Below are 11,269 nucleotides of genomic sequence, written 5' to 3' on the forward strand. Positions count from 1 at the left end.
AGTCATCGGAAGAGGTGTGCCCCGCAGCGGGCACCCGGCAAGCGGCACGACGAGCGAGGGAGGGAGCCGGAGCGATGGGCGACCACAAAGAGCAGCAGCCCGTGCGGGTGGGCGCGGCCGTCCGGCGGCGTCGTCGCGCGCTGGAACTGACCCTCGCCGTCGTGGCCGAGCGCAGCGGCCTGTCGGTGCCCTTCCTCAGCCAGGTCGAGAACGACCGGGCCCGTCCGAGCCGCACCTCCCTGGAGAAGCTGGCCGACGCCCTGCGCACCACGGCCGTCGAACTCCTCGCCGCCGCCGACCCGGCCGCCAGCGTGGACGTCGTCCGCGCCGAGGCCGTCGCCGACGGCGACTTCGACCCGCGCACCCGCTCCCTCGTGCGCGGCCACCACCAGCTGCACGCCTCCGAGTTCACCGGCGACCACGACGCCGGCCGCGAGTTCCAGCACCGCAACGACGAGCTGATGTACGTCGCCGACGGGGCGGTGGAGATCGAGGCCGAGGGGCGCGCGTACCGGCTCGGACGCGGCGACACGCTGTACCTGACGGGCGGGGTGCGGCACCGGTGGCGGGCGACCGTGCCGGACACGAGGGTGATCGTGGTGGCGGTGGCGGAGCACATCGAGGCGGTGCAGGATCGGGCGCGCTGAGCGCCCGCCGGACGGGGCGGTGCCGGACCGTGGGCGTCCGCGGGTCCGCGTTGGCCGGTCGCACGGTGCGCCGCGCCCCTCCGGCGCGCGTGTGGTCTCCCTCGTCCCCTCACTGACCGAGGCGGTGGCGACGACGCTCCCCGGTGCCCTCGTCGGGGCCACCGGCTGGTGCAGTCGTCCGGAGGGGCTGGACGTCGTCCGGATCGGCGGTACGAAGAACCCGGACGTGGAGAGGATCATCGGGCTCGGCCCGGACCTGGTGCTCGCCAACGAGGAGGAGAACCGCGCACCCGACCTCGAAGCGCTCCGCGCGGCCGGTCTGGACGTGCTGGTCACCGAGGTGCGGAGCGTGCCGCAGGCCGTCGCCGAGCTGGACCGGGTGCTCACCGCGTGCGGCGCGGCGGGCCGGCCCGGCTGGCTGGACGAGGCGGAGCGGACCTGGGCGGCCCTGCCCGAACCGGCGCGGCGCAGGACGGCGGTCGTACCGGTCTGGCGGCGCCCCTGGATGGTCCTCGGGCGGGACACCTTCGCCGGTGACGTCCTCGCCCGCCTCGGCGTGGACCACCTGTACGCCCACCACCCCGAGCGCTATCCCCGCGTCGCCCTGGACGAGCTGCGCGCCCGGCGGCCCGACCTGGTGGTCCTGCCCGACGAGCCCTACCGCTTCACCGCGGACGACGGACCCGAGGCGTTCCCGGGGCTGCCCTGCGCCCTGGTCAGCGGACGGCACCTGACCTGGTACGGCCCGTCCCTGACGGAGGCGCCGCGGGTGCTGGCCGGGGCGCTGGGAGCAGCGCGCCGCTGAGCAGGCCGCGCACGGTGCCGCGGGCCGCCGCGAGCCAGGCCGCCACCAGGACGCCGTACAGGCCGGCCGCCAGGGCGTCGTACACCGCGAGACCGGTGTGCCGGGCGAGCGTGGCAGCCCCGGTGACACAGGTCCCCACCGGGAAGGTGAAGGCCCACCAGGTCAGTGTGAAGCCCATGCCCCGCCGCCCGGCCCGCACCACGTGCGCGGTGGCGAGCGCCAGCCACAGCAGCGCGAACCCCATGACGGGCACCCCGTACAGCACCGCGAGGGCCGCGAGGCCGCGGTCGTAGGGGGCCGCGACGACGCCCGGAGCGGCGTCCGCGATCAGTCCCACGGCGGTGGCGGACTGCCCGAGCGGGCCGAGGACCAGGAACAGGGCCGGGGTCAGCGCGAGCGGCAGCGGCCCGGTGGTGATCAGCCGGGCGAAGACCAGCGGCAGCGTCAGCAGCACGGCCAGCAGGCTCAGCCCGAACAGCGCGAGGCAGGCCAGCAGCAGGGTCGCCCGGGGCTGCCCCGGCGGCAGGTGCGGCACCAGGAGCGGACCGGCCGAGGCCGACACCATGGGCGCGACCAGCGGCAGCAGCCACACCGGGGAGGCCTGGTCGGCGTCGACCCGGTGGCGCACGGCCATCAGGTACGGCACCGCCACGGCGGCCCCGAGCCCGACCGCCGTACCGGCGGTGAACAGCACGGCGTCCAGCGCGACGGCGGTACGCGTGCCGATCAGCTCCCGGCCGGCCGTCAGGGCGCCGGTGCCCACCGCGAGCAGCGCCATCGCCAGGCAGCCGTAGAAGGGGGCCACGGCCGGGTCGAGGAGATGGGCGCGGGCCTGGTCGCGGTGGTGGCCCCAGTGCAGGGCCCGGGCGGTCAGCAGGGCCGTCAGCAGGAGCAGGGACAGCGCCCAGACGGCCGCGAAGACACCGCGCGCCCCGTGCGCCGGGCCGGGCAGCGCGGCCCCGGCCGTGCCGACGATCGCGGTGCCCATGACGGAGGCGTACCAGTTCGGGCCCAGGTGCCGGAGCCGGGCGGCGCGGGCGGGGGGCAGGGGCAGGGGACGGGCTGCGGTGACCATGAATCCAAGATCCCGCCGGTGGGTCCCCGGGACCAGCGGCCACGGGTCTATGAGGACATAAGCTGGTCTTATGAGCGAGGCGAAGGGGCGACACACGCAGTCGCTGGCGCACCGGGTGCCGGACCTCGCCGCGCTGGAGCTGCTGCTCGCGGTGGCGCGGCTGGGCAGTCTCGGCGCGGCGGCGCGCGAGGTCGGCATCACCCAGCCGGCCGCCAGCAGCCGCATCCGCTCCATGGAACGGCAGCTGGGCGTGGCCCTGGTCGACCGCTCGCCGCGCGGCTCCCGGCTCACCGACGCCGGCGCCCTGGTCACGGACTGGGCCCGGCGGGTCGTGGAGGCGGCGGCTGCCTTCGACGCGGGCGCGCGGGCGCTGCGGGACCGGCGGGACTCACGGCTCCGGGTCGCGGCCAGCATGACCATCGCCGAGTACCTGCTGCCCGGCTGGCTCCTCGCGCTGCACGCCGAGCGGCCCGACACGGCGGTCTCGCTGCTCGCCGGAAACTCGGCGAAGGTCGCGGAACTCCTGCTGGCCGGCGAGGCGGACCTGGGCTTCGTGGAGGGGCTGACCGTGCCCACGGGACTGGACTCGACGGTCATCGCCCGCGACCGGCTGATCGTCGTCACCGCGCCCGCCCACCCGTGGGCCCGCCGCAAGCGGCCCCTGACGGCGGCGGAGCTGGCCGCGACCCCGCTCATCCTCAGGGAGCGGGGCTCCGGGACCCGTCAGGTCCTGGACGCGGCCCTCGGCGGCCTGGCCCGCCCGCTGATCGAGCTGTCCTCCACGACGGCGGTGAAGGCGTCCGCCGTCAGCGGGGCGGGCCCCTCCGTCCTCAGCGAACTCGCGGTGGGGGAGGAACTGGGGATGCGGCGCCTGGTCAGCATCCCGGTCGAGGGCGTCTCCCTGCGCCGGGACCTCAGAGCGGTATGGCCGACGGGCCACCGCCCCACGGGCCCGGCCCGGGAACTGCTGTCCCTGACCCGGAGCTGAAGCAGGGCGCGGGGGACTGCGCGACCAGGCGCGACGCAGCCGCACCGGACGCCGGGCCGCACCCACAGCGGCGCCCGGCCGGGACAGCGGCCGGCGCCGCTGTCGAAGGAGGTACGGCGCTCAGCCCGCCGCGGCGACCAGCGCCGCCATCACCCGCGGGTCCTCGCCCATCTCCGGATGCCACTGCACCCCCAGCGCCCAACCCCGCTCCGCCGGCAGCTCCACGGCCTCCACCGTGCCGTCCGCCGCGTAGGCCGACGGGACCAGTCCCTCGCCGAGCCGTTCCACCGCCTGGTGGTGATACGTCGGCACCGTCACCTCCTCCGGCACGATGCCGGCGTACAGCGTGCCCGGCACCGGCTTCACCGGGTGCTCACCGAACGCGCCGACCACCTCGGCGTGCCCGTCCAGGTGCTGGACGAGGGTGCCGCCGAGGGCCACGTTCAGTACCTGCATACCCCGGCACACCCCGAGCAGCGGCACGCCCGCCGACAGCGCCGCGTCGATCAGCGCCAGCTCCCAGGCGTCCCGCTCCGGCGCGGGCGGACCCGTGCGCGGCGCACGCTCGGCGCCGTACCGGGCCGGGTCGACGTCCGGGCCGCCCGCGACGACCAGCCCGTCGAGCCGGGCCACCGCCGCCCCGGCGTGCTCCGGCGCGTCCGGCGGCAGCAGCGCGGCCAGCCCGCCGGCCCGCTGCACCAGCCGGGGATAGCCGGCCGGCAGCAGCACCGCGTCCAGCTCCCACACCCCCCAGCGCGCGCCGGACTCCAGGTACGTGCTCACACCGATCAGCGGCCGTACGGTCATGCTGTTCTCCTCGATGTCAAAGGTTCGATGGAATACCTTTGCGGAACGCCTTTCCGGGACGGGCTCACGCCAGGAAACCCCGCAGCAGCGCCGCCGTGCCCGCGCAGTGCTCGCGCGCGATCTCCCGCGCCCCGTCCGCGTCCCCGTCCAGCACCGCCTCCACCAGCGCGGTGTGCTGGCGCTGGGAGTGCTCCAGATTGCGCACCAGCAGCGGGATGCGGTCCAGCAGGTCGTTGACCGTGGCCCTGACCGCCGCGTACTGCGCGGTCAGCGACGGCGAACCGCACAGCTCGGCCAGTGTCAGGTGCAGCAGCGTGTCCGCCCGGCGGTAGTCCGTCAGCGGGGCCTCGTGCGTGCGGTCCAGCGCCTCCCGCAGCCGCCGCGCCCGCTCCGGCGCCAGCCCGTGCGCCGCGCACAGCCCGGCCGCGCCCACCTCCAGCACCTCACGGAAGCGCAGCACGTCCTCGACGTCGACCTCGGCGATCCGGCGCCGCAGCCCGTCCTCGCCGCCCCCGTCCGGCCGGGGCAGCACAAACGTTCCGCCGTACCGCCCGCGCCGCGCCTCCACCAGGCCCTGGTCCTGGAGCACCTTCAGCACCTCGCGCAGCGTCACCCGGCTGATCCCCAGCCGCTCCGCCAGCTCCCGCTCGGCCGGGAGCCGCCCGCCCGCCGGCACCAGCCCCAGCCGGACGACCTGGAGGATCTGCTCCAGCGCCTCCTCGAAGCCGTTGCCCGCCCGCACCGGCCGCAACACCGGGGCGAGCCGGTCGCCCACCCCTCGCACCTCCGTCTCCCGCGACATCCGGGCACGCCCCCTTCCCAAGCAATGGTTCGCGGCAATACCTTATGGCTCCCGGCCCGGCCGAAGAAGCGCGATGGCGCCGAAGGAGGCTTCCCCGTGGCAGACCGCACACCCCCGCTCAGCGTCGAGGAACTGCACGCCCTGGTCGCGAGCGGCGAGATCGACACCGTCGTCCTGGCCTTCCCCGACATGCAGGGACGCCTCCAGGGCAAGCGGTTCGCCGCCCGCTTCTTCCTCGACGAGGTCCTGCACCACGGGAGCGAGGGCTGCAACTACCTGCTCGCCGTGGACACCGAGATGAACACCGTCGACGGCTACGCGATGTCCTCCTGGGAACGCGGCTACGGCGACTTCGCCATGCACCCGGACCCGTCCACCTTGCGCCGCGTCCCCTGGCACCCCGGCACCGCGCTCCTCATCGCCGACCTCGCCTGGAACGACGGCTCCCCGGTCGTCGCCGCCCCCCGCCAGATCCTGCGCCGCCAGCTCCAGCGGCTCGCCGAGCACGGCTACACCGCCCAGGTCGGCACCGAGCTGGAGTTCATCGTCTTCAAGGACAGCTACGAGCGGGCCTGGGACGCGAACTACCGGGGCCTGACCCCGGCCAACCAGTACAACATCGACTACTCCGTCCTCGGCACCGGCCGCATCGAACCCCTGCTGCGCCGGCTGCGCAACGACATGGCCGGCGCCGGCCTCACCGTCGAGTCCGCCAAGGGCGAGTGCAACCCCGGCCAGCACGAGATCGCCTTCCGCTACGACGAGGCCCTGCGCACCTGCGACCAGCACGCCCTGTACAAGACCGGCGCCAAGGAGATCGCCGCCCAGGAAGGCGTCTCGATCACCTTCATGGCCAAGTACAACGAGCGCGAGGGCAACTCCTGCCACATCCACCTCTCGCTCGCCGACGCCGACGGCACCAACGCGATGGCCGGACCCGACGGCATGTCCGAGGTGATGCGGCACTTCCTCGCCGGACAGCTCGCCGCGCTGCGCGACTTCTCCCTGCTGTACGCCCCCAACATCAACTCCTACAAGCGGTTCCAGCCGGGCTCCTTCGCCCCCACCGCCGTCGCCTGGGGCCACGACAACCGCACCTGCGCCCTGCGCGTCGTCGGCCACGGCCGCTCCCTGCGCTTCGAGAACCGCCTCCCCGGCGGCGACGTGAACCCCCACCTCGCCGTCGCGGGGCTCGTCGCGGCCGGCCTGTACGGCATCGAGCACAAGCTGGAGCTGCCCGAGCCCTGCCCCGGCAACGCCTACACCGCCGACTACGCGCAGGTGCCGACCACCCTGCGCGAGGCCGCCGAGCTGTGGGAGAACAGCCCGATCGCCGCGGCGGCGTTCGGCGACGAGGTCGTCGCCCACTACCGCAACATGGCGCGCGTCGAGCAGGAGGCCTTCGACGCCGCGGTCACCGACTGGGAGCTGCGCCGCTCCTTCGAACGCCTGTGAAAGGTCACCCCGTGCCCGACCCGAACGAGCTGACCGTCCTCGACCCCGCCACCGAGGAGATCGTCGCCACCGTCCCCGCCGCCACCGCCGGGGACGTGGACACCGCCGTCGCCCGCGCCGCCCGCGCCCAGACCCGCTGGGCCGCCCTCGCCCCCGCCGACCGGGCCCGGCTGCTGCGCCGCTTCGCCGACGTGGTCGACGCCCACACCGAGGAACTCGCCCAGCTGGAGGTCCGCGAGGCCGGCCACACCGTCGCGAACGCCCGCTGGGAGGCCGGCAACGCCCGCGACGTGCTCCTCTACTCCGCCGGCGGCGCCGAACGCCTCGTCGGCCAGCAGATCCCGGTCCCGGGCGGCTGGGACGTCACCTTCCGGGAACCGCTGGGCGTCGTCGGCGTCATCGCCCCCTGGAACTTCCCCATGCCGATCGCCGCCTGGGGCTCCTTCCCGGCGCTCGCGGCCGGCAACGCGGTCCTCCTCAAGCCCGCCGAGACCACCCCGCTCACCGCGCTCCGCCTCGGGGGACTGGCGCTGGAGGCGGGCCTGCCCGAGCACCTCTTCCAGGTGCTGCCCGGCCACGGCGACACCGCCGGACGCGCCCTGGTCGACCACCCCGGCGTCGCCAAGATCGTGTTCACCGGCTCCACCCGCACCGGCCGCGAGGTCATGGAGCGCTGCGCCCGCCTGGTCAAACCGGTCACGCTCGAACTCGGCGGCAAGAGCCCCAACGTCGTCTTCGCCGACGCCGACCTCAAGGCCGCCCTCGACCCCTTCTCCTTCCTGGACAACGCCGGCCAGGACTGCTGCGCCCGCACCCGCGTCCTGGTCCAGGAGACGGTGCTGGACGAGGCCCGCGCCCTCCTCGCCGACGCGCTGGCCGCCGTGGTCGTGGGCGACCCGGCCGACGAGAAGACCCAGATGGGCCCGCTCATCTCCGGCCGGCAGCTCGAGCGCGTACGGTCCTACGTCCCCGACGACGCCCCGGCCCTGCGCGGCAGGGCCCCCGACGGCCCCGGCTTCTGGTTCCCGCCGACCGTGCTCACCGGCGAGCGGCACGACAGCCCGGCGGCCCGCGAGGAGATCTTCGGCCCGGTCGCCGTCCTGCTGCCCTTCACCGACGAGCAGGACGCGATCCGCCTCGCCAACGACACCCCCTACGGCCTGTCCGGCTCCATCTGGACCCGGGACGTGGGCCGCGCCCTGCGCGTGTCCCAGGCGGTCCGCGCCGGCAACCTGTCCGTCAACTCCCACTCCAGCGTCCGCTACTGGACCCCCTTCGGCGGCTACAAGCAGTCCGGCCTCGGCCGGGAACTCGGCCCCGACGCCCTGACCGCCTTCACCGAGACCAAGAACGTCTTCCTCAGCACGGAGGTCCCCGCACCGTGACCGACAACAGCGTGACCGACACCCCTGTCTGCCGCCGCCTGGCCGGCCGTACCGCCGTCGTGACCGGAGCCGGCAGCGGCATCGGACTCGCCAGCGCCCGGCGCCTCGCCTCCGAGGGCGCCCACGTCGTCTGCGCGGACGTCGACGAGGCGCGCGGCAAGGCAGCCGCCGACGAGGTCGGCGGGCTCTTCGTGAAGACCGACGTCACCGACCCCGAGCAGGTCGAGGCGCTGTTCAAGGCCGCGTACGACACCTACGGCAGCGTCGACGTCGCCTTCAACAACGCCGGCATCTCCCCGCCCGACGACGACTCCATCCTGGAGACCGGGCTGGAGGCCTGGAAACGGGTCCAGGAGGTCAACCTCACCTCCGTCTACCTGTGCTGCAAGGCCGCCCTCCCCTACATGCGCCGCCAGGGCAGGGGCTCCATCATCAACACCGCGTCCTTCGTGGCGCGGATGGGCGCGGCCACGTCCCAGATCTCCTACACGGCCTCCAAGGGCGGCGTCCTCGCCATGTCCCGCGAACTGGGCGTGCAGTTCGCCCGGGAGGGCATCCGGGTCAACGCGCTGTGCCCCGGCCCGGTCAACACCCCGCTGCTGCAGGAGCTGTTCGCCAAGGACCCGGAGCGGGCCGCGCGCCGGCTCGTCCACATCCCGCTCGGCCGGTTCGCCGAGGCCGAGGAGATCGCCGCCGCCGTCGCCTTCCTGGCCAGCGACGACTCCTCCTTCGTCAACGCCACCGACTTCCTGGTGGACGGCGGGATCGCCGGCGCGTACGTCACGCCCCTGTAGGGCGGCTCACAGGAAGGTGCGCCCCTCGCCCCGGTAGGTGGGCACGGCGGCCGTCACCGTGTCCCCCTCGACCAGGTGCAGGGTGTCGAACCGCTCGCACAGCTCGCCCGCCTTGGCATGGCGGAACCACACCTTGTCGCCGATGAGCAGATCGTCGGCGGGCGAGCCGAGCAGCGGGGTCTGCACCTCGCCGGGACCCTCCTGCGGGTCGTACCGCAGCCCCTCCGGCAGGTACGGCACCGGCAGCCGGTCGGGGCCGGCGGCGCCGGAGGCCGGGTAGCCGCCGCCGAGCACGGTGACGACACCCACACCGGGACGCCGGACCACCGGCTGCGCGAACAGGGCGGCCGGACGGGCGGAGAACGACGTGTAGTTGTCGAACAGGCGCGGCACGTACAGCCCCGAGCCGGCCGCGATCTCGGTCACCGCGTCCTCGGCGGCGGTGTGCTGCACGCTGCCGGTGCCGCCGCCGTTGACGAACTCCAGGTCCGGGGCGACCGCCCGGACCGCCCGGACGACCGCGGCCCGCCGCTCGGCCAGCTCCCGCCGGGCAGTGGCCTGCATCAGCCGGATGGCCCGCGAGCGCAGGGGCCGCCCGGCGACCGCGTCCCCGACCCCGGCGATGTGCCCCTCGTACGCCATGATCCCCACCAGCCGGAAGCCCGGCCGCCGGGCCACGGACCGTGCCAGCTCGGCGAGTTGGGCGGGGGAGTGCAGCGGCGAACGCCGGGCCCCGACCCGGACCCGGCCGCCCAGCAGCCTCAGCGAGGTGTCCAACTCCAGGCAGACCCGCACCACTTCGCGTCCGCCGTCGCGGGCCGCGTCGATGAGGGCGAGCTGCGCCGGATCGTCGATCATCACGGTGACGGCACCGGCGAGCTTGGGATCGGCGGCCAGTTCCGCGAACCCGGCCCGGTCCGCCGACGGATAGGCCAGCAGGATGTCCTCGAACCCCGAACGCGCGAGCCACAGCGACTCGTCCAGGGTGAACGACATGATGCCCTGGAAGCCGTCCCTGGCCAGGACGCGTTCCAGCAGGGCCCGGCAGCGGACCGACTTGCTGGCGACCCGCACGGGCTTGCCTCCGGCGCGGCGGACCAGGTCGTCCGCGTTGGCGTCGAAGGCGTCCAGGTCCACGATCGCCAGGGGGGCGTCGAGATGGGCGGTGGCCCGGTCGTAACGGGCCCGGTCGGCGGCGCGCGCAGTCATGACGGAAGCGTGCCAGACAGGATTACCGCAGGGTAGGGGACGTTCCGGGCAGATGCCCCGGGCTCGTGGACTGGTTCTCCCTCTCTCCCGGACAACCCGTAGAGTGACGCGCACGCACGGCGGAACGCGCCCGGTCGCCAGGTGAACCGGGATGCCCGTCCGGCCGTACGGGTATGCAGTGCCCGGGAGGAGCTTCCACACCGGGCGCGGCCGAGTGGCAGACCGGCCCGCGTACGAGGAGACGGCCCGGGCACGAGGAAACGGGGGGTGCATGAGCACGGGAGCCCGCCACGCCCCGGTCCCGCGACGCCCGTCGACTCCGCCGGGGCCCCCGGCCCAGCGTCCGCCGGCGCGGCCGGACGAGGACCCCGACGAGGAGCCGTCGGTCTTCACCCCGCGCGGTGCGCGGCCCGCACCCGAAGCGGTCCCGCACGCCCACCGCCCGCGCCCCTCGGCCGTGCCCGAGGCCCCCGCCCCCCTCAGCCCGCCCCCACCGCCCGCCTCGGCCCGGTTCCCCGACAGCCCGCCGAACGCGAACCCCACCGGCACACCGGCTCCGACTGCGTCGGACACCCGGGCGGGTTCGGCGGCTCCGGTGGGTTCGGTGACGCCGGTGGAGACGGCCGCGGAGACCGGCACGGTGCGGCTCCGCCCGGGCAGGGAGCCCGCAGGACGGGGCGCCCCGTCCGGAACCCCGTCGGAGACGACGGCACGGCTGCGCCCGGTCCGCCCGGCACCGTCAGCGGCGCCGGTGTCCCCGACTCCGCCGGTGTCCTCGCGGACGCCGGATTCCCCGCGCAGCCCGTCACCAGACCTCGCGCCGACCGGTTCGGCACCGGCCGGCAGCGTGGGCACGCCCGAGAGCGGCCGCACGGCCGACGTGTCCGCGCCCTGGCAGGCGGCGCATCCCCGCACGGCTGACGCACCGGCACCGGGGCAGGCAGAGGCCCCGCGCACGAGCGGTACACCTGCGTCCGGACCGGCGGGGGAGCCCCGTACCGGTGGCCTGTCCGCGCCCGGGCAGGCGGGAGACCCCCGAGCGGGCGGCGTGCCGGAGCCAGGACGGGCAGCGGCGCCCCGCACCGGTGGCATGCCGGCGCCAGGGCCGACGGAGGCCCCCCGGGTAGGTGGCGTGTCCGGTCGGGCAGGTGGTCCGCGTACCGGTGTGTCCGCTCCGGGGCAGGCGGGGGATGCCCGTGCCGGTGGGATGCCGGCGCCAGGGCCGACGGAGGCCCCCCGGGTAGGTGGCGTGTCCGGTCGGGCAGGTGGTCCGCGTACCGGTGTGTCCGCTCCGGGGCAGGC

General features: G+C 75.3%; 10 protein-coding genes. 6 read left to right on the plus strand and 4 right to left on the minus strand.

Annotated elements, in window-relative coordinates; genetic code table 11:
• The first annotated feature begins 74 nt into the window (after positions 1–74).
• On the plus strand, positions 75–647 hold the full coding sequence (locus tag AB0946_RS16340; RefSeq protein ID WP_366761266.1) for an XRE family transcriptional regulator: 573 nt from the start codon (positions 75–77) through the stop codon (positions 645–647).
• Positions 648–738: 91 nt separating this feature from the next.
• A complete protein-coding gene (locus AB0946_RS16345; protein ID WP_366761267.1) occupies positions 739–1,452 on the plus strand; it encodes a helical backbone metal receptor in 714 nt (237 codons plus the stop codon).
• Here the strand turns inward: AB0946_RS16345 and AB0946_RS16350 are convergent.
• The gene (locus tag AB0946_RS16350; RefSeq protein WP_366761268.1) at positions 1,364–2,527 is read right to left on the minus strand and encodes a TDT family transporter; all 1,164 of its coding nucleotides are present in this window, start codon (positions 2,525–2,527) and stop codon (positions 1,364–1,366) included. The genes AB0946_RS16345 and AB0946_RS16350 overlap by 89 nt on opposite strands.
• 70 nt (positions 2,528–2,597) lie before the next feature.
• On the opposite strand from AB0946_RS16350, the gene AB0946_RS16355 reads away from it, so the two are divergent.
• Complete coding sequence (locus tag AB0946_RS16355) at positions 2,598–3,515, plus strand: LysR family transcriptional regulator (RefSeq protein ID WP_366761269.1); 918 nt, start codon at positions 2,598–2,600, stop codon at positions 3,513–3,515.
• A gap of 120 nt (positions 3,516–3,635) precedes the next feature.
• Here AB0946_RS16355 and AB0946_RS16360 read toward each other — a convergent pair whose 3' ends face one another.
• Together AB0946_RS16360 and AB0946_RS16365 are read right to left on the minus strand one after the other, a co-directional pair.
• Positions 3,636–4,322, minus strand: a complete 687-nt coding sequence (locus tag AB0946_RS16360; RefSeq protein ID WP_366761270.1) for a gamma-glutamyl-gamma-aminobutyrate hydrolase family protein — start codon at positions 4,320–4,322, stop codon at positions 3,636–3,638.
• 64 nt (positions 4,323–4,386) lie between these two features.
• Positions 4,387–5,124, minus strand: a complete 738-nt coding sequence (locus AB0946_RS16365) for an FCD domain-containing protein (protein ID WP_366761271.1) — start codon at positions 5,122–5,124, stop codon at positions 4,387–4,389.
• A 96-nt stretch (positions 5,125–5,220) separates the two neighbouring features.
• On the opposite strand from AB0946_RS16365, the gene AB0946_RS16370 reads away from it, so the two are divergent.
• From AB0946_RS16370 to AB0946_RS16380, 3 genes are read left to right on the plus strand one after another with little or no spacing between them, the layout of a single operon-like run.
• Complete coding sequence (locus AB0946_RS16370; protein WP_366761272.1) at positions 5,221–6,579, plus strand: glutamine synthetase family protein; 1,359 nt, start codon at positions 5,221–5,223, stop codon at positions 6,577–6,579.
• An 11-nt stretch (positions 6,580–6,590) separates the two neighbouring features.
• Positions 6,591–7,964 (plus strand): aldehyde dehydrogenase family protein, encoded by a 1,374-nt coding sequence (locus AB0946_RS16375; RefSeq protein ID WP_366761273.1) that lies wholly within the window; start codon positions 6,591–6,593, stop codon positions 7,962–7,964.
• Positions 7,965–7,975: 11 nt separating this feature from the next.
• Positions 7,976–8,758 carry a 3-oxoacyl-ACP reductase gene (locus tag AB0946_RS16380; RefSeq protein WP_366761463.1) on the plus strand — a complete coding sequence of 261 codons (783 nt, stop codon included), beginning with the start codon at positions 7,976–7,978 and terminating at the stop codon, positions 8,756–8,758.
• Positions 8,759–8,764: 6 nt separating this feature from the next.
• Here AB0946_RS16380 and AB0946_RS16385 read toward each other — a convergent pair whose 3' ends face one another.
• Complete coding sequence (locus tag AB0946_RS16385; RefSeq protein WP_366761274.1) at positions 8,765–9,967, minus strand: amino acid deaminase/aldolase; 1,203 nt, start codon at positions 9,965–9,967, stop codon at positions 8,765–8,767.
• Positions 9,968–11,269 lie beyond the last annotated feature (1,302 nt).

This window comes from Streptomyces sp. NPDC046870 (genome assembly GCF_040704595.1).
In the GTDB taxonomy this organism is placed as follows: Bacteria; Actinomycetota; Actinomycetes; order Streptomycetales; family Streptomycetaceae; genus Streptomyces; species Streptomyces argyrophylli.

Excerpts from the sequence above, each read along its gene's own strand:
- AB0946_RS16340 (WP_366761266.1), top strand. The coding sequence starts at position 75 with ATGGGCGACCACAAAGAGCAGCAGCCCGTGCGGGTGGGCGCGGCCGTC.
- AB0946_RS16350 (WP_366761268.1), bottom strand. The coding sequence starts at position 2,527 with ATGGTCACCGCAGCCCGTCCCCTGCCCCTGCCCCCCGCCCGCGCCGCC.
- AB0946_RS16355 (WP_366761269.1), top strand. The coding sequence starts at position 2,598 with ATGAGCGAGGCGAAGGGGCGACACACGCAGTCGCTGGCGCACCGGGTG.
- AB0946_RS16360 (WP_366761270.1), bottom strand. The coding sequence starts at position 4,322 with ATGACCGTACGGCCGCTGATCGGTGTGAGCACGTACCTGGAGTCCGGC.
- AB0946_RS16365 (WP_366761271.1), bottom strand. The coding sequence starts at position 5,124 with ATGTCGCGGGAGACGGAGGTGCGAGGGGTGGGCGACCGGCTCGCCCCG.
- AB0946_RS16385 (WP_366761274.1), bottom strand. The coding sequence starts at position 9,967 with ATGACTGCGCGCGCCGCCGACCGGGCCCGTTACGACCGGGCCACCGCC.